At 67.5% G+C, this 18,753-nt stretch carries 9 protein-coding genes; 6 read left to right on the top strand and 3 right to left on the bottom strand.

What is annotated here, in order from left to right; translation table 11 throughout:
* The first annotated feature begins 24 nt into the window (after positions 1-24).
* Positions 25-444 (top strand): hypothetical protein, encoded by a 420-nt coding sequence (locus tag ACFTWP_RS00120; protein WP_380260912.1) that lies wholly within the window; start codon positions 25-27, stop codon positions 442-444.
* A gap of 673 nt (positions 445-1,117) precedes the next feature.
* Here ACFTWP_RS00120 and ACFTWP_RS00115 read toward each other — a convergent pair.
* Positions 1,118-2,641 (bottom strand): FAD-dependent monooxygenase, encoded by a 1,524-nt coding sequence (locus ACFTWP_RS00115; RefSeq protein WP_380260910.1) that lies wholly within the window; start codon positions 2,639-2,641, stop codon positions 1,118-1,120.
* Positions 2,642-2,797: 156 nt separating this feature from the next.
* Here ACFTWP_RS00115 and ACFTWP_RS00110 point away from each other — a divergent pair, with 156 nt between their 5' ends.
* Complete coding sequence (locus ACFTWP_RS00110) at positions 2,798-3,565, top strand: TetR/AcrR family transcriptional regulator (RefSeq protein WP_380260908.1); 768 nt, start codon at positions 2,798-2,800, stop codon at positions 3,563-3,565.
* Between the two features lie 425 nt (positions 3,566-3,990).
* Here the strand turns inward: ACFTWP_RS00110 and ACFTWP_RS00105 are convergent, their stop codons facing one another.
* Positions 3,991-7,764 (bottom strand): ricin-type beta-trefoil lectin domain protein, encoded by a 3,774-nt coding sequence (locus ACFTWP_RS00105; RefSeq protein ID WP_380260906.1) that lies wholly within the window; start codon positions 7,762-7,764, stop codon positions 3,991-3,993.
* Between the two features lie 361 nt (positions 7,765-8,125).
* Here ACFTWP_RS00105 and ACFTWP_RS00100 point away from each other — a divergent pair, with 361 nt between their 5' ends.
* From ACFTWP_RS00100 to ACFTWP_RS00085, 4 genes are all read left to right on the top strand, one after another.
* Positions 8,126-15,367, top strand: a complete 7,242-nt coding sequence (locus tag ACFTWP_RS00100) for an RHS repeat-associated core domain-containing protein (protein WP_380260904.1) — start codon at positions 8,126-8,128, stop codon at positions 15,365-15,367.
* A gap of 12 nt (positions 15,368-15,379) precedes the next feature.
* Positions 15,380-15,700: a hypothetical protein gene (locus ACFTWP_RS00095; RefSeq protein ID WP_380260902.1), complete on the top strand. Its 321-nt coding sequence runs from the start codon at positions 15,380-15,382 to the stop codon at positions 15,698-15,700.
* A 371-nt stretch (positions 15,701-16,071) separates the two neighbouring features.
* Entirely contained in the window at positions 16,072-16,428 is a 357-nt protein-coding gene (locus ACFTWP_RS00090; RefSeq protein ID WP_380260900.1) for a hypothetical protein, read from the top strand.
* 467 nt (positions 16,429-16,895) lie between these two features.
* A complete protein-coding gene (locus tag ACFTWP_RS00085; RefSeq protein WP_380260898.1) occupies positions 16,896-17,441 on the top strand; it encodes an SMI1/KNR4 family protein in 546 nt (181 codons plus the stop codon).
* Between the two features lie 182 nt (positions 17,442-17,623).
* Here the strand turns inward: ACFTWP_RS00085 and ACFTWP_RS00080 are convergent, their stop codons facing one another.
* Positions 17,624-18,556 carry a GNAT family N-acetyltransferase gene (locus tag ACFTWP_RS00080; RefSeq protein WP_380260896.1) on the bottom strand — a complete coding sequence of 311 codons (933 nt, stop codon included), beginning with the start codon at positions 18,554-18,556 and terminating at the stop codon, positions 17,624-17,626.
* Positions 18,557-18,753 lie beyond the last annotated feature (197 nt).

Here is an 18,753-nt window from a genome sequence, read left to right as displayed (position 1 = left end):
AAGGCTGGACCGGAGGGGGTTGGAATGGAATCGGAACTGGTGGTGCTGGCGTCGTCGGCCGCGACCACGATGGTCGGGTTGCTGGCGACGGACGGCTGGGAGCAGGTCAAGCAGGCGGTCGGCCGGCTGTGGCGCCGCGCCCGGCCCGATCAGGCCGACACCGTGGAGGCCGAACTGGTCGAGGCCCGCGCCGAACTGCTGACCGCCCGCCAGGCGGGCGACACCCAGGCCGAGCAGGACCTGACGGCCGAGTGGCGGACCAGGCTGCGCCGCCTGCTGGCCGCCGACCCGGCCCTGGCCGGCGCCCTGCGCGCCCTCCTGGCCGAGCTGCGCCCGGAGTCCTCCGAGGAGGCCGCCGGCCCTCGGGTGGAGATGCACGGTACGGCCTCGGACAACGCCCGGGTCTACATGTCCGGCCGGGACATGCACATCACCGGGAACTGACCGCCCGCGGCGCCGCGCGGCGGCCTGCCCGGTGGTTCGCTACCGAGCAGGCCGCAGATCGAGATCTTCCGCGACATCTGACCGACGTCCCGGGACAAGTCCACGGCCCCACCAGCAACAGCGTGAGCCCGCCCCGGCCTGACCCTGGCGCCGGGCAGGGACGGCTCCGCCGGTCGTGGACACCGAGGCGCCGGTCACCGTCTGGTGCCGTGTGCCGACTGCGGCCGTTGCGGCTTCCGTGGCTCTCGACCCAGAGCGCCTTGAGCGCCTCCTCGGATCTGGGGGCCAGGACGAATCATGAACAAGGGGTAGGTAGTGGCAGCGGTGGCCGGACAGCTCGGCAGCCGTACTGCCAGCAGGTGCATCCTGTGCCGTGTCGGCCCGATGGCGGCCCCTTGTGGACGCCGCTGTCGGGGTGGCCTCAGTTGAGTTCGACCTTCTGCTCGTCGGCCAGCTCCCCGGCTGTGGCGAAGTCCGGGCCGCCGGGTACCCGGAGGATGGCTTCGTAGCAACGGCGGATCACGTCCTTGTTCAGTTCGGCCCGGGTGGGGTGCTCATTCGATATGAGGGGTTTCCTTCGTGCAGGGGCGATCGGAGTCGGTGCGGATCAGGAGCGCCGAGGGTCGGCGACGCGGCACGGTCGGCCGTGCACCGGACGGCTCGCGAGGCCCCGTCAGGAGGTGGGGGCGCCGAACCAGCGGGCGGCTGCCTGACGGAATTGCTCGGTGCCGGGGTGGTGGCCGTCGGCCCAGGCGACGATGCCGTCGGGCCTGATCAGCAGGGCGCCGAATCCGAGGTCGTCGCTCACCGGCCCGGCCGCGTAGCGGATCAGGCCCTCCCAACTTCCGGCCGCAGCGCGCAACCGCCGGTCGGCGGTGAAGTCGAGTGCGACGCCCCGTCCTTCGCGCAGCAGGTCGCCGAGGCGGGTGCCGTCGCGGAAGCAGAAGTCCGGGGCGGTCCGACCGACGAGCGGCTGGTCGCCACCCAGGTCGTAGCGGTGGGACAGCCCTGAGGTGTTGCGGAAGACGTGGGTGGTGCCGTCGGGGGTGTCGAGCAGGTCGCGGAGCAGCTTGCGCAGGGCCGGGGCGTTGGGGCCGGGGTTCATCGTGGCCACCTGGGCCCGGGACCAGTCGAGGATGGTGGCACCGACGGGGTGGCGTTCGACTGTGTAGGTGTCGAGCAGGCCCGCGGGGGCGGTCCCCCTGAGGGTGGCGGCGAGTTTCCAACCGAGGTTCACGGCGTCGCCGATGCCGAGGTTGAGCCCCTGGCCGCCGAGCGGGGAGTGGATGTGGGCGGCATCGCCGGCCAGCAGGACGCGGCCCTTGCGGTATGTCGTGGCCTGCATGGCGCGGTCGGTGAAGCTGGAGGCGAGGTGGACCTCGTTCAGCGCGACGTCGGTGCCGGAGATCCGGCGCAGGACCGTCTGGAGGTGTTCACGGGTCAGTGGCTGCGAGCGGTCGAAGGCGCCGCCGTCGAAGTCCATCATGCCCAGGTGTCCTTCGAAGGGGGTGCGCAGATACATGCCGGTCGACGTCAGGTGGAAGCCGAGCTCCAGTTTCCGCGGGTCGTCGAAGGTGACGCGGGCGACGTAGCCGGTGAACATCGGCGGCGTGCCGACGAAGTCGAAGCCGGCCAGTCGGCGCACCGTGCTGCGTCCGCCATCGCATCCCACCAGCCAGCGCGCCCGGTGTTCGCGTCCGTCGGCCTGCACGACGACGCCGTCGTCGTCCTGGGCGAGGGTCTCCGGCCCGGCACCCCGCAGGATCTGCACACCGAGCCCACTGGCCCGCTCCGCCAGAACCGCGCCGACCGCGTCGAGGCTGGTCATGATGCCCTCCATCGCCGGGCCGGGCAGCCGGAGCGAGAAGGCGGAGGTGTCGATGGCGGCCGCGTCGAGGCGCATTCCCGCGAAGTGGCTCACGTCGCGTGGGGCGGTCGGCCTCCGCGCGTCGGGGGCGGCTTCGACCCGCGCCGCGTCGACACCCGAGGCCTTCAGCAGTTCGGGCAGCATGCCCCGGCGGTAGAACACCTCGACCGATCCGGCGTTCAGGCCCCGCATGCCCAGCGGGAGCGCCTTGAACGGCGAGTCCGGTTCCCGGTCCCGTTCCAGCACCAGGACCGAGCGGTCGGCCAGCGCGAGCTCGGCGGCGAGGAACAGGCCCACCGGGCCGGCCCCCACGATCACCACGTCGTACATGTGGAACCTCCTCCGGTTCGAATCCCCTGCTCTGCCCCGGGGCTTACCGGGCCGGGGCGTGTCCGGCGGAGCCGGGCAGCAGGTTTGGAGCAGTGCTCCAATATTGGAACCGTACTCCATTTTGGAGCAGTGCTCCAAATCTGGGAGGATGAGGGCATGGCCACACAGACACGCCAGTCACAACGCCGCAGGCAGGTCCTCTCCCGTGAGCGCATCGTCGAGACGGCCGTCGAGCTACTGGATGCGGAGGGGGAGGGCGCTCTGACCGTTCGGGCACTGGCCGAGCGACTGTCGACCGGATCCGGGGCGATCTACCACCACGTCGGTAACATGGGCGAGTTGCTGCAGGCCGCGACCGGCAGTGTCGTCGCCGGCGCCCTGCCGCCGCTGCGCAGCTCCGCCGACTCTCCGCAGACCCCCGCATCCACGGGCTCACCCGAGGACGCGATCCGCGCCGTGGCACTGGGCCTCTTCGACGCCGCGGTCGAACACCCCTGGCTTGCGGCCCAGCTCGCCGCGCAGCTCACCCGCAGCCCGTGGGGAGCAGTGACCCCCCGAATCTTCGAGAGCATCGGCCGACAGGTGCGTGCGCTGGAGGTACCGCGCCGGGACTGGTTCGTCACGACCTCGACCCTGGTCCACTACATCCTCGGCGCCACCGCCCAGAACGCCCAGAGCCCGGACGCCACCGGCGACGGCGCGCTTTCGGGGGCGGCGGAAGATCGCTCGGAATTCCTCGACGCTGCGTCCAGGGCATGGCAGGACCTGGACCCCGACGACTACCCGTTCCTCCACGACATCGCCGATCAGATGCGCGAGCACGAGGACCGCGAGCAGTTCCTCGCCGGCATCGGCCTGATCCTCGCCGGCATCACCGCCGGCCGCCCGCCCGGGTCACCCGGCGACCACCCCGGAACCGGCTGACCCCGCCCGTCTCGGGCGCGCCGCCGCACGGTACCCGCTCCCGGCCTCCGCCAGCGCGGTTCGGTACGGGGCAGGCAGTCCTCGTCGTCGTGATCGAGCGGGCACCACAGCACCTGCAGCAGGCCAGTGCCGTCGGCGTTGATCCGCCAGACCGCTGCACGGCAGTCGGTCAGCAGCTCCCAGTCCTCGGGGTCGAGGTCGGGATCGTATGGGGTCAGCAGCAGCTCGACGTGTTCCGCGGGATCGACCCAGCGGGCGACCGTCCGGCCGCCCGGCAGCTCGAAGAGCTCGTCGGGCAGCAGGGCAAGGCCCGGTGTCACCGATCGTCGTGCGTAGCGCCTGTAGTGCGTGTAGTGGGGGTGCCCGACGGTGTCTTTCGATCAGGCACCCCCACGTGGATCCTCAGGCCCGGTGTGGTGGTGGGGTCAGGTGGTGCGTTCGGGCTTGAGCGTCCATTGCTGGTTGGCCTGGAGGCTGGGGCAGTCCCAGATTCCCAGGCGTGTCCCTTGGGTCGTTGCCCAGCCGGGGAGTTCGATGCACTTGCCGTCGGGGGTGCCGCTGGTGGCGGTTGCGGTGTTGTAGATGCGACCGTCGGGCCGCGTCGCCCATTTCTGACCTGCCTTGGCTTCGCAGCGGGCGAGGATCAGCTGCGTGCCGTTGCCAAGGGCGTTGTCCTTGGTGGAGAGGCAGTAGCTGCCTTGGCGGATGGTGCCGTCGGCGGCGAAGTTGAACTTTTGGTTGGGGGTGTCCCAGCAGGCGTAGGCGGCGAGTGCGGATCCGCTATTGGCCCCGCCTTCGGCGTCAGCGCAGAGCCAGTCGACGAGGTTGGAGTGGATGGAGACGCTGGCGTCGGCTTTGCCCATGACGGTGTAGGGGGCGAAGCCGTCAACCTTGTGGGTGGTGCCGTTGCTGCTCTTACCGGGGAAGACAGCGAGTGATCCGGTGTTGTCGATGACCCACAGGTCTGCGTAGCCGTCACTGTTGAGGTCGCCGGAGGAGCCGATCAGGGGATGGGTGCTGGAAGTGCCGAAGCCGGGGAGAAGCAGTGTTCCGGAGCTCGGTGTGGTGAGTGTGGTGTAGTCGGGCTCGGTGGCGGCGCCGGTGATGGCGTAGGCGTAGATGTTGCCGTTGTCGCGCTTGCGGGCCCAGACGGTGGCCTGGAAGGCGTTGCCGACGTCGGGGACTGCCGTGGGGCCGTTGGCCGCACCGGGGTTGATGAGGTCGTAGTTGTCCCAGGAGTCGCCATCGAGGGTGGGGATCAGCTTGGCGGTGCCGTCGACGTCGTCCGTCATTCCGGGGGAGAAGAGGTAGAGCTTGCCGTTCTCCACGGTCAGGAACGAGGTGCGGGTCATGGTGATGCTCTTGGACGGTGTGACCGGGTCGGCGCCTATGGCTTCGCCTTCGGGGGTACCGATGGCTACGACCTGCGTGACGTCGGACCAGACGAGCGGGTTGTAGCCGGGGCAGGGTGCGTTGGTGCCCTGCGTTTGGCAGGTCGCGGGTCGGCTGATGACTCCGGCGGTGAGGCTGTCGTAGCGTCCGGTGCCGTCGTTGGTGACGAGATAGAGGAGCTTCTTGAGGTCGGGGTCCTTGGTGTTGTGGGCGATGAGCTGGTCGACGGCCTGACCGTAGTTGAGCGTCCCGCGGTGGGTGATCTGGTAGTCGCTCCAGGTGGGGTTGTGGCTGGCGTCGTGGCCAGGTGCGGCCGCGGCGGGTGCGGCGACGGAGCGGGACGGGTCGGTGCCGCCGCCGATGATGCGCAAGTCACCCTTACTGTCGGAGATGACGATGTCGGGCTTCTGGTCGTTGTCGACGTCGCCGAAAAGCGGCTGGGTGCCGGGCTTCCAGGGCGCATAGAAGGTGTAGACGGCGGGCTGGCTGTAGTTGCTGGCATTGTCCATGGCCCAGGCGTACAGCAGGTTGGTGCCCCAGTTGCGCGGGGTGAAGGGGACGTTGGCAGACCCCGAGGAGTCGGTGGTGTAGGTGTCGGGGCCGCCGCAGCGCCAGCCCACCACCGGGGTCGGGTCGGAGCTGACCCGGACGCAGGCGACCCCGGAGGCCTGCCCACCAGCGGGGGCCTGGTCCTCACCTCGGACAGTAAAGCTGCCGGCGGTGCCGGCCCAGGCCGTGGGGTTCTCGTTGGGGGTCCCGGACGGCGGGAAGTCCGTGGAACTGAGGCTGACACGGGGGTTGGTCTTGTCGACGCGGAAGTAGCACCAGGCGCTGGAGGGTGAGGTGAGGATCGTGTCGGTAGAGCGGGCCAGCCATCCGTACTGGTGGCCGTCGGTCAGCGATCCGACTTCGGAGGTGTGCCCCGGATTGTTGTAACTTCCGTCCCAGCCTCCGGGGACGGCACTGAAGTTGGGGTCGTTGTCGTCCCACATTTGGAAGCCGGTGTAGAGGGACTGTCCGGCGGGGGAGAAGCTGTTGGCGGTCAGGTAGATGCTCTGGTTGTTGCCGACCCAGCCGGGGTTGTCCCACGGCTGGGCGCCGCCGCTGGTGCAGCGAGCGCTGGTGTTGTTGCCGGCGAACCCCGGAGTAGGGCTTGTGCGCGGGTCCCAGATGGTGGGCGTGATGTCGTACGTGGTGGTAATACTGGGGTTGCTTGCGATGTAGTGCCGGTAGAGCTTCTCCCACTCGCTGGTTTGAGGGGCGATCCCGACCGTCCAGTTGGTCCACTTCTCGGCTGCGGCGCGCTGCATGGTGGCGGTGACGTTGATGGCTAGTGGGCCGGTGCCGGTGAGCCACTGTCCGTCGATGGCAGGGCAGCCCTGCATGACTGTGTTGCCGTCGGTGCCGCAGGGCTGGCTGTTCCAGTTGGTGTGTGCGTTGATCGGTGGCGTCCAATACGCGACGAACGGCGTGTTGGTGCTCGGGCTGGATGCGGCCGTCACCTGGGCGTTGAGCGTGGAGGCGAAGACGGTCGGGGGGCCTTCTGCCCCACCAGGGACGGTGTAGATGGCGGGGTTGATTCCGAATTGGAAGTAGGCGCGCTGGCGGCCCAGGTCACCGCAGTCCAGGTTGGGGTCGGAGCTCTTGTAGCCGCAGTAGCCAGTTGCGAGGTTCGTCTTTTGGTTGTAGTTCTCGGCTGTTTTGTGGTTTTCCTGGACTTCGACGGAACCCTGGCTGTAGCTGGTGACGGCTGTGAGCGATGGATCGATGTACCAGGGGCCTGTTCCGCTGCCCAGTGCATCCTGATTTGGCGTCAATTCAATTGCGCTGCTGGACACTTTGGTGGTGATGGCGGAGACGATTGCGCCGTCGCCGGGTTCCTCTGGAGTTGAGGCTACGCCAGGGCCGGCCTCGGCCGGTGCGGCTGCCAGCGACTTTGCTGCCAACTTGGAGGGTGCGACGGGTGCAGTGGTTCCTGCGCGCGTGGTCGAGGAGTCCCATTGGAGGGGTGCGGGCGAGCGGAAGCGAACTGTTCCGCTGTCGTCCTTGACGTCGATGGCACCTGCCGTGTCCGCCGTGACATTGAGGCCCTGTGCGGTGACGGGGAAGCGGAGAGTCTTCAGGGCCGGGTTGGCGGCAGCCTCAGCGGTGTGGACGACGATGACGTCGCGCCAGCCTCCGACAGACAGCGCAGTGAGCTGTAGGTCGATGCCAGGCAGGACGTCGGCGTAGGTGGCGGTGGCGCCGTCAAGGGCTGGCTTGGGGAGTGTGAACGGCGCGCCGAGGGCAAGCTTCTTGCCGTCCTCGGTGGTCACGCTCGCCATCGGGCCGGATCCGCCGCCCGAGAGCGTGAGGGCGGTGGAGGCGACGGTCGGGCTGATCGTGCCGTCGGTGTTGGTCCGCAGTGTGGTGTCGAGGTCGGCCCATGAGCCGTTGTGCTTGGTCCGGACGGCCTGTGCATTATCGGTGGTGGTGAGAGTTCCGTTCGCGTTGGCGATCGTCCGGGAGCCCTCGGTGGTCATTGCCTCCACGACGACGGGGCTCCCGGTCGACTTAGCCAAAGCGAGAGCGTCGAGCATGGCCTGTTGCAGGCCGGTCCGCTCCGGGTACTGGCCGCTCGGGGCTGGCGAGAGGATCCCGTTCCTGGGTCCGTGGGCGTTGCCGGCGTCGACTGCGAGGGCAGCGGGCGCGGTGAGCAGACTCAGGCTCAGGGCGGCACTCAGGCCGATTGCCCCGATTCGACCGATGTGTCGACGTGGGGTATCGGAGGGGCTTATATCACCTGATTTTGGTGCGGTGTTCAGCATGGCTGTGATGTCAGTCCTCCCGTTGGTCCGTCCCCGATGGACGGGCCTTCGGATCGGAACGATGGTGCGTCAACTGTCCTACGTCAAACGCCTTATCGGCATATGCGCATATGTCCAGATCGCTGGCGGGATTCTCCCTGGAATGTAACGAAGGTCACTTGGGCGGCTGAAGATTTAGATGGCGCTCGGATCAATCCTCCACCTAGTGTCACCGGTAATAATCGGACAGTTGTCGACATATGACTGTCTGTCATTGATGTGAGGAGAAGCAGTGGGGCTTCGCCCTGCCCGGAAGCGGGCCTGGAGATCAACAGGGGGCCGTCGATGGTCCCCGCTCGTAGCAGTAACACTTGCCCTGGCGATGACGGGCGTCGCGGTGCCGCCCGCTGCGGCGTGGGTGTTCCCCCAGCCCGAGGGCGAGATCTGGGCGCCCTCCAACACGCCGCTCGGCGACGGCACCCCGTCCGTCAAGGGCACCGACGTCGCCCCACCCACCAACAACGCCACGGCTCAGGCGTCGGAATGGACACCGAAGCTCGCTGCACCCGTCACACCGGGCACGGCGACCGTCCAACTCGGAATCAATGGAACCGAGGCCAGGGCCGCCCGTAACGCGACCGGCGGCGCCTCCTCGGCCTCCGGAGGAAACACCCTCACTCAGGCGGGAACGCTGCCTGTCGCGGTCGCCCCGGCACCTGAGAAGGGCGTGGCCGCCCAGGAGGTCACTGTCGAGGTGACCGACCCGGCCAAGGGCCAGGCTGCCGGCGCGAGTGGCCCCCTTGTCGCGCTCTCTGACGCCGAGAGCAGTGCGGACGGGATCGGGCGTCAGGCCACAGTCACCATCGACTTGAAGAGCCTCCAGGCTGCCGGATGGGCTGACCGGGCACGCCTCGTGGCTCTTCCTGCCTGCTCGCTCACTACCCCGCAACTTCCCGAATGCCGAACCAAAACCCCCGTAGTCTCCACCGTCGACGCTGCCGGCCACATCACGGCCGACATCACCCTACCCAGCGGCGCTGCATCGCAGGCTTCAGGCCCGGCCACCCAGAGCAGCACCGCAGCCACTGCGGTCAAGACCTCGTACACGACGACTGGCGCATCGCTGCTGCGCCAGGCCTCGGCCGGCAGCACGGGCGCGCCGATGGTCCTGTCGGCCGAGCCGTCACCTTCCGGGGCAGGCGGAAGCTACGCCGCGACTTCCCTGGCTCCCTCGACGGCATGGAGTAGTGGCTCCAACGCCGGCAACTTCAACTACAGCTATCCGATTCAGGTACCGGCGGCCCTTGGTGGCTCGGCCCCCACCATCTCGCTCGGCTACAACTCCGCCGCAGTGGACGGCAAGACGTCCGCGACCAACTCGCAGTCCTCGTGGATCGGTGACGGTTGGAACTACGAGCCAGGCTTCGTCGAACGCTCCTACAAGAACTGCGACAAGGCCGGCATCACCGGCTCCGCAGACCTGTGCTGGGGCGGTCAGAACGCCAGCTTGTCCCTCGCAGGGCACTCCGGCACCCTCGTGCGCGACGATGCCCTCGGCACCTGGCACCTTCAGGACGACGACGGGACAAAGGTCGAAAAGCTCACCGGCGCTCCGCGCGGGCTCGGTGACCAGGACTACCGGGACATGGAGTACTGGCGGATCACCACCCCTGACGGCATCGAGTACTACTTCGGACGCAACCACCTACCCGGCGGTGACGGAACGGACCAGGCGGCCAACTCCGTCCTCACTGTTCCCGTCTACTCCCCGACCGGTGGAGCCACTCCCGACCCCTGCTACAACTCGGCTACTGGCACCAGCTCCTGGTGCCAGATGGCCTGGCGCTGGCAGCTCGACTACGTCGTCGACACCCACGGCAACCTCATCACGTACAATTACGCCACTGAGGGGAACAAGTACAGCCGCGGCGGCGCTCAGAGCCACGGCAACGGCACCACCGCCGACTACCAGCGCGCCGACTACCTCACCGAGATCGGCTACGGCCAGCGCCTGGACGAGCAGAGGACCGCCAAGGGCACTCTCAACCCCGCTGCCAAGGTTCTCTTCACCACCACTGAACGCTGCAAGGCCGCAGGTGCGATCACCTGCGACGAGAGCCAGCGCACTGCCGCCAACGCCGACGCCTGGCCGGACGTACCCATCGACCAGATCTGCACCGCAACGTGCACAACCTCTGCCCCCACGTTCTTCACCACCAAACGGCTCACTGCCATCACCACCCAGGTCCTCGCCAACTCCGCCTTCACCACGGTCGACAGCTGGGCCCTGTCCCAAAGCCTGGAAGACCCGGGCGACGGCACAAAGCGCACCCTCCAGCTCAACTCGGTCACCCGGACCGGATCCAACGGTCAGACACCTATCACCTTGCCCGCCGTGACATTCGGCTACAACATGATGGCCAACCGCGTCGACGGCCTGGTTCCCGCCGCACCGATGTTCAACCGCCCCCGCATCAAGGAGATCGGCACCGAGACCGGTGGGCGGATCAACGTCATCTACTCCGCACCGGAATGCTCGCGAGTTGCAAATCACATGCCGTCCTCCGAGGACAGCAACACGATGGCCTGCATGCCCGTCAAGTGGTACCTCCCAGGGCAGTCGTCCCCGGACCCGGTCAACGACTGGTTCAACAAGCCGATCGTCAGGACGGTCACCGAGCAAGACCTCGTCACCAGCCCATCCGTCAACAAGGTCACCGAATACACCTACAACGGTGGCGCGGCCTGGCACCGCAATGACGCCGAGTTCACCGACCCCAAGACCCGCACGTGGAGCGACTTCCGCGGCTACCAGTCGGTGACCACCACCACCGGAAGCGCCTCTGCCGGTGAAGCTCCGAAGACCCAGCAGAGGGTCACTTACCTTCGCGGTATGGACGGCGACTACAAGGCCAACGGAACTCAGCCGTCGGTTACAGTCCCCAACCCCCTCGGCGGCGCCAACCTCACCGACAGTGACTGGCTAGCGGGCCGCGTCGTCGCCACTGAGGTCTTCGACCAGGCCGGCGGCAGCGTCCGCGCAATCACCGGCAGCACTTACAGCGGGCAGCAGGTGACCGCCACGCATGTGCAGACAGCGGGAGCTCCCAAGATCTACGCCCGTTACCCTGACGCCACGGTCGCGGCCGTTTCCAAAGCCAAGTTGGCCAACGACACCTGGCGCACCACCACCGCGGGCGCAACCACGGACCCCGGACACGGCAACCGGGTGATCGAGACCAACGACAAGGGGGACGGTACAACCGCCACTCCCGAAACCTGCACCACGACCAACTACGCCACCAGCACCAACACACAACTGCTCACGCTCGTCTCTCAGCAGATCACCATCCAGGGCCCCTGCGGAACGGCGCCGACGGCAGCCAACACCATCTCCGGTACCCGCACGCTCTATGACGGCCTGCCGTTCGGCCAGGCCGGATCAACCGGGAATCCGACCAGCACCCAGGTACTGGACCGGTTCGACATCGCGAACAAGCCCGTCTATACCCAGACCGGCAGCGCCAGTTTTGACATCTACGGCCGCAATCTCACGAGTGCCTCCACAGACGGTTCAACATTCGACAGTACGGGCAGTCAGCTGACCGGCCCATCAGTCACCCCGGCGACCAGCTCGGTGGTGCTGACACCGGCTGTGGGTGCCCTGGCAACGCAGTCCCGCACCACCGGACCCCTGGGCGCGGGATGGACGTCCACCGTCACCCAGGACCCCGGGCGCGGCGTTCCGCTGACAACGCAGGACGTGAACGGGCGGACCACCACGCTCCACTACGACGCGCTCGGCCGGCTTACGGACGTGTGGTCACCAGACCGACCGACGAGCGAAAAGCCAGGGCAGAAGTTCAGCTACGCCGTCAACGGTTCCTCCGCACCGTCCACCACGACCACCGAATGGCTCCAGGAAGGAGGCCAGACCTACTCCGCGCAGGTCGACATCGTCGACGGACTGGGCCGTCCCCGCCAGACCCAACGGACCAGCGACGCCAAACCTACCGGGCGACTGATCACCGACACTGCATACGACTCCCATGGCTGGGCAATCAAGGTATCCGCTCCGTACTACGAGCAGAACAGCCTTCCCACTACCGGCATCTTCGTGCCCGCCAATGACGGCCAGGTCCCCGCACAGACATGGACGAGCTACGACGGCCAAGGTCGAGCGGTCCGGGCGGAATTCCGTTCCTACGGCAACCTGCAGTGGGCGACCAGCACGGCGTACGCCGGGGCCGACCGCACCGATGTCACCCCACCTCCGGGCGGGATTCCGACATCCACTGTCACCGATGCCCGCTCGAACAGCACCGCCACGTGGCAGTACCGGACACCCACCGCCACCGGCAACCCGGCTGACGCAGACATCACTACCTACAAGTTCACCCCCGCGGGCCAGGTCAAGAGCCACACCGACTCGGCTGGCAACACCTGGTCGTACACCTATGACCTGCGTGGCAGACAGACCTCCGCCAACGATCCCGACGTCGGGATCAGCAACACTTTCTACGACGCCAACTCGCGCATCGACCACACCACGGACGCCAAGGGCAACACGCTCGCCTATAGCTATGACCTGCTCGGCCGTAAAACCGGTCTCTACAACGGTGTGGTGAGCCCGGCGAACCAGCTTGCTTCGTGGACCTTCGACACGCTCGTCAAGAACCAGCCGACATCCTCCACCCGCTACGTCGGAGGCGCAACGGGCACTGCTTACACCAAGGCCGTCACCGGCTACGACACCGCCTATCGGCCACTCGGCACCGCAATCACCATCCCCGCTACCGAAGGCGGCCTGGCCGGTACTTATACGACGAGCAACACCTACAGCCCCGTTCTAGGATCCCTCAAGCAACTGAGCCTGCCCGCCGCAGGAGGCCTACCTGCCGAGACGGTCAGCTACGGCTACACCGTCACCGGTGTCCTGACTACCTCCGCCAGCCTCAGCAAGCCCATTGTCACCGCCATGGCCTATGACGCACTCGGCCGCCCAGTCCGCACAACCGTCGGCGAATACGGCAAGCAGGTCGTCTCCACCCGGCAGTACGACTGGGCAACGGGACGCGTCATCAACTCCTTCGTCGACCGCCAGGTGGGCACCGTCTCAGTCGACCAGACCACCTACACCTACACCCCTACCGGACGCATCACCTCCGCCTCCAACCGTCAGGACGCCGCCGCCACCGATACCCAGTGCTACACGTACGACTACCTCGGCAGACTGACCGGCGCCTGGACCGACACCGGCGGGACCTCCACCACAGCCGACTGGACCGACTCGTCCGGTGAAACACACGGCACAGGGAGCTCCACAACCGTCCCCGGCATCGGCGGTTGCAACAACGCCACCGCACCCGGCGTCACCGGACCAGGCGCCCGAACCATCGGCGGCCCGGCCCCGTACTGGAACACCTACACCTACGACGCCACTGGAAACCGCACCGGCCTAACCCAGCACGACGTCACCGGCAACACCAGCCAGGACACCACCACTACTCAAACCTTCGGCCCCGCCAACAGCTTCAACACTCCGACAAGCGCAACCAACACCGGCGGCGGCACGGGCGGACCGCACGCCCTGCTCACCTCGACCACTACCTCCCCCTCCGGCAGCAGGGCCATCGGCTACCAGTACGACGCCAAGGGCAACACCACCGCCATCACCGATACCGGCGGTACCACCACTCTCACCTGGAATGGCGAGGACAAGCCCACCTCCCTCATCAAGACCGGCCAGGCAGGTGCCACCACCTACCTGTACGACGCGGACGGCAACCAGCTTCTGCGCCGCAACCCCGGCCAGACGACCCTCAACCTCCTGACCGACGAACTCACCCTCGACACCGCCACCGGCTCCACGAGCAACACACGCTCCATCAGCGCGCCTGGCGGCCTCACCTACACTCGCGTCACTGCAGCCGTCGGCGGCGGCAAGGTCCTCATCCAAGCCTCCGACCCCCACGGCACCAACAACCTCCAAATCAACACCACCACCGGACAACCCGTCACCCGCAGGTCCGTCGACCCGTTCGGCAACCCCCGCGGCACCCAACCCGCCGTTTCCGCCTGGGCCGGCAAGAAGGGCTTCGTCGGCGGCGCCAAGGACGACACCACCGGCCTCACGAGTCTCGGCGCCCGCCAATACGACCCCACTACCGGCCGCTTCATCAGTACAGACCCCCTGCTGAACACTGGCGACCCCCAACAGTGGAACGCCTACGCCTACGCCAACAACGACCCCGTCAACAACGCCGATCCGAACGGCCTCATGTGCGCCCACGGCGCACCCGGCGGCGGAAAGGATGGTCGTTGCGCAGGTGCGCCGCTTGACACCGATGGCGTCGTGGGCGATAACTCCAACAACTGCGCAGTCGCCTCCTGCCAAAAGGGCGCTGCCGAGATGGAAATCGCCGCATTCATCGCAGGCCGCTGGAACACCGACCCCAAGGGCAACTACTACGGGCCGACCCGGCCCACGATAAAGCCAACAGGCGGATTCAAGGAGACCATCGCCGGCATGGGCCGGTCGATTGCCTCAACCATCGATTCGGCACCGAATATAAGCCCCGCATGCTGGATCGAGAACTGTAGCCCCAATCTGGCAGGTAAGTACGACGGCCTCATGTCCAGCATCGGAGTGGACACCAACTCGGACGCCTACAGCGGGGGTGAGACCCTAGCCGACGTCCTGTCGCTTGTCTCCGCCGCCCGCGGTGCTGCAGAAGCCGCCGCTCTGCTCAAGCAGTTTCTCAAGTCCTGCCACAGCTTCCCAGAAGGAACCCTGGTCCTCCTCGGTGACGGAACCACCAAGCGGATCGATGAGCTCGCTGTCGGGGACCTAGTTCTAGCAACAGATCCCCAGACCGGGGAAACAGTCGTTCGCGCGGTTGAGGACACTATTGCGACTCCGAACGACACGGACTTCACCACCATCACCCTCGAGGGCGATGGAAATCAGATAACTGCCACCGACCATCACCCCTTCTGGTCTCCCAGTGCCGGAAGGTGGATCGAAGCCGCCGACCTGAGGTCCGGCATGTCCGTCCTGACCGCCGACGGCAGCGCCCTATCGGTCACAGATGTCCGACACTTCCAGAAGACCCAACCTGCGTACGACCTGACGATCGCCGACCTCCACACGTACTATGTGCTAGCGGGTACCAGGCCGATCCTTGTGCACAACTGTGGTCTGCCACTGGGCTTCGGTGGAAAGGAGGACTACAACCGATTCATCGGAACTATGGGCAAGGGTCTTACCGACGCCTCATATTCAGGTGTGACTGCACAATTCCGTGGAAGTTCGGTAACTGGTGTGGGGTACAAATCTGGCCGCGCGTTCGGAGATCACAGCGACTATGATATAGATCTAATCGGTTCGGATCTCTTCGAGAAGGCGCGGACAGCGGGGGTGACGGTGTACGAGTTTTCGGGTGGAACAAGGTCGGCTGAGCTGACCCGAGAGCAGCTCGAAAACCTAGGGCTTCTGGGGATGAAGGGGCAGCTTGACGCCCTTGCGGGTCGCCCGGTAAACTTCGTTCTATTTCCAAATATGGAGAGCGCAGTTGCGCGAGGTACTGACACCATTCCCGCGCAATTGTGCGGCTGTGGTTAAACTCTTGCATTGATGGAAGGGGATCCCGTGGTGCGACATGCCCTATTTGGCATTCGCGCGTGTTTGCCAAGTGAAGTTGCCGCCATCATTGGCCGACAGTTTGGATGTGCTTTCGAGCAGCGAGAGAGTCACTATACCGGTGACTACTGGACGGCAAAGATTGGATCGGCAGTGGTGAAGATCGCAACCCAGCCCGATTCCTATGGAGATCCAGTGGAAATCAATTTCCCGGCCCATCAGACGCTCATCTATGTGGACGGAGAGCAATCAAATATGCAGATCGAAGGGATCATTGTGGGTGGCCACAGTGTGGAGCGGCTCCGAATAGCTTGACTCGTGAATTCGATAGGGCTTGATGCAAAGGTGCTGCCGGGGCGACTATTCGACCCTGGGAAGATGTAGCGCCGGTGGGGCCTGAGTGATTTAGAGGATAGCTGTACTACGCAGTCGACTATCAAGGTTACGAGTATTTTGTGCAGACGTTCGGCCAGGGATTCCTGGTCGAACGTTTTGCATGTGGTTGTCACAGCGGCCTGGCCCTACGGGTCGTGGGGCAAAGTCTTGCTGTCCCGGATCCTCGTCATCGTGGCAGCCGGGCACGCCGACACCGCCGCGACCAGCGTCCTGCACGACCCCGACCTCGGGCTGGTCGTCGCGGGCGACGTGATCTAGAACGGCGCCCACCTCTACCTCTCCGGGGCTCGTTGGACGGCCTGGGCGCCTGGCGGCAGGCGATCGACCGTGTCGGATCGCTGGACGCCCGCTCCAATGTCGCCGACCACCAGAACTCCGCGCTGGACGACGACGCCACCCGCACCATCGGCGAGACGCGCGAGTACCTCGACGCCGCTGAGGAGGCGGTCTCCGTCCGGTCGAACGCGGCCGACTACTTCACCGCGATGGTCGAGCGCCACCTCGGACACCGCGGACGAACTGTCCTGTGGGCCACCGCCCAGGCCGTGTACGGCATCCGCGCGAACCCCGGCGACGACCCCGTCAGTACATCGCGGGCGGCTGGCTCTAACAATCCTCTGTACCCGCACCCGCCCAGCACCCGGTAGCAACGCGACCAATGCCAGGACTGGCGCCACCGGCGGTCTGCCGAGTCTGGGACCGCTGCGGCCGGGGCGGGCGTTCCGCACCCAACACCCCAGGAAACCTCGATCTCCCATCGACCCCTACCGTCGACCACGGCCTACCAGGCCTCGTCGGCACCCGCCGCCCGCGCGCGACCTCGCCTACGCTCGACCGGTGACCGGCGCGGCGCCGGCCTCGTCGTCGAGCAGGCGCTGGATGACATGGCCGTCCAGAGGCACTGCCGCATCATCAGCTTGCCCAACCCGGCGCACGTCGCGTGGACGGTCCCGGTCGTACCTCCGTGGTCCCCGACCACGACTCGGCATCCAGGTGGCCTGGCTGCCACCTGGCCCGCCCAGGCGACACGCGTTCCGACCTCGTGCTCCACCCGTCGAACAGCGCCAGCACCCGACCCTTGCCGAGCAATCTCGGACTTCAGTGAGAGTGATTGATGGCACGCGACGTCGAGATCAGCAGGCTCCTGGAACTCATGCCCCCGCCTCCGGGGGCCGGCGAGGCCGGTGACTGGGCGGCGGTCGAGTCGGCGTGGGGGTTCCGGTTCCCGAGCGACTACGTCGAGTTCGTGACGCGGTACGGGCAGGGAGAGATCGACCGGTCCCTCGCCGTGATTGCCCCCGACGAGCTGATGCCGCCGGACGCCCCGCAGCCGGGCATGCGCGGTATGACGGAGGAGGCACGATGGCTGTTCGAGGAAGACGGCGAGCCCACCGACGAGGTGCGGTCCGCCGAGCAGATCATCGCGTGGGGAGGATCCTGTACCGGTGACACCCTGGGGTGGCTGACGGTTGGGGACGACCCCGATGAGTGGCCGGTCCTCGTCCTGAGCCGCGATGGCGGTGCGCCGCGGGTCTTCGAGACGGGTGTGGTCGCGTTTCTCCACGGCGTGGTCTCGGGGGAGATCAGCCCGAGTCCCGTCGGCGCCGTCGTCACGTGGGGCGACCGACCGCCCCGCTTCGTCCACTGGCGGGCCGGGTAGCAGCGGGCCCGACGCCTGACGGTCGAGCTGCCGCCGGGGGTGAGGTTCCACTCTCCCTCGGGCAGGTCGAGCGGCAGGAGGTGCCGTGCCGGGTCGCCGTCCGGCCGTTGGGGCCCCGATCTGCGGCCGGACCTGCGTGTCCGCGTCGGGCGGCTCGGAGGACGACCGAGGCCGGCGGCGGGCTACCGGCCGAGGCCCTCGTCCGGGCGGAGCTCCTTGCGGTGGACGGTGGAGCTGTGCCGGACGGCCATGCCCACCCGGAGGTACAGGGCGAGCGCGCCGGTCTGCGAGTGCGTTCCGAGGGTGCAGGTGCGCCGGCCCTCGCGGTGGAAGGCGCGGAAGGTGTGGCGCAGCAGGATGCGGGCGATGCCCCGGCCGCGGTGGTCGGGGTGGACGGCGAGCTGCTCGATGTAGCCCTCGCCGGTGTCGGGGAGGTCCAGGGCGATGGCGGCGCCGATCAGTCGGCCGTCGGCGAGGGCCACCGTGGACATCGCGGGGGCGAAGGCGGGGCGCTCGACGGTGGCCCGGGCCCACTCGGGGTAGCTCCTGCGCCGCTGCTGCCACTCGTCGAAGGCGTCCTCGATCAGCTGGTGCGCGGCGTGCTTGTCGCCGGGGCGGAACGGTCGGACGGTGACGCCGGCGGGCGGTTCGGGCACCGCCGGTTCGTCGGGCATGGCGAACTCCAGCAGCCATTCGGTGACCATCGGCCGGTAGTCGCGGGACCGCAGCAGGGCGACGGCGTGCGGGTCGCCGTCCGGGATCGTCTGGACGATCTGGGCGCCGCCCACCTTGCGGGCCCGGGCCTCGGCCCAGTCCAGGAGGGCGGCGCCCAGGCCGCGGCCCCGGTGGTCGGGGTGGACGTCGATCTCGGAGCGCCGGTCGACCCAGGCTCGGGCGGCGGGGGCTCCCGTCCGGTCGTGGATCAGCAGGGTGTCCAGCTCGGGGACGAGGCCCGGTCGGGCGAGATCGGCGGCGATCCGGCCGGGGTCGGTCTGTGCCCGGCCGTACAGCTCGCGCTCGCAGGCTCCCACCAGGCGGTGGACGGTGTCGACGTCCTCGGCGGTCGTCGGGCGGGCCCGATAGCCCGACGGCAGTGCTGGGTGCGGAACCGGCATGGTGGGCACTCCCCGGGCGGCGACTCGGCACGGCCTGCGGCGGGCACTCAGGCGCGTCTGCTCAACCGGGAGAGTCTGCCCCCGGCCCGGGGTGGGATCAACCGAATTACCCGCCTTCCGCCCGGAGGGGCACCGGGTGCTCCGCTCCTGTTGCTGCCGCCGGGTGATCTTCGCTCCACGGGGTGTCGGGTCGTCAC

Origin of the sequence: Kitasatospora sp. NPDC057015, assembly GCF_042673745.1 — a bacterium.
Lineage (GTDB): Bacteria > Actinomycetota > Actinomycetes > Streptomycetales > Streptomycetaceae > Kitasatospora.
This window is presented reverse-complemented; position numbering and strand designations above follow the sequence as displayed.

Coding starts and splice junctions, on each gene's coding strand:
- ACFTWP_RS00105 (WP_380260906.1), bottom strand. CDS start 7,764: ATGCTGAACACCGCACCAAAATCAGGTGATATAAGCCCCTCCGATACC.
- ACFTWP_RS00085 (WP_380260898.1), top strand. CDS start 16,896: ATGGCACGCGACGTCGAGATCAGCAGGCTCCTGGAACTCATGCCCCCG.
- ACFTWP_RS00100 (WP_380260904.1), top strand. CDS start 8,126: ATGACGGGCGTCGCGGTGCCGCCCGCTGCGGCGTGGGTGTTCCCCCAG.
- ACFTWP_RS00115 (WP_380260910.1), bottom strand. CDS start 2,641: ATGTACGACGTGGTGATCGTGGGGGCCGGCCCGGTGGGCCTGTTCCTC.
- ACFTWP_RS00095 (WP_380260902.1), top strand. CDS start 15,380: ATGGAAGGGGATCCCGTGGTGCGACATGCCCTATTTGGCATTCGCGCG.
- ACFTWP_RS00110 (WP_380260908.1), top strand. CDS start 2,798: ATGGCCACACAGACACGCCAGTCACAACGCCGCAGGCAGGTCCTCTCC.
- ACFTWP_RS00080 (WP_380260896.1), bottom strand. CDS start 18,556: ATGCCGGTTCCGCACCCAGCACTGCCGTCGGGCTATCGGGCCCGCCCG.
- ACFTWP_RS00120 (WP_380260912.1), top strand. CDS start 25: ATGGAATCGGAACTGGTGGTGCTGGCGTCGTCGGCCGCGACCACGATG.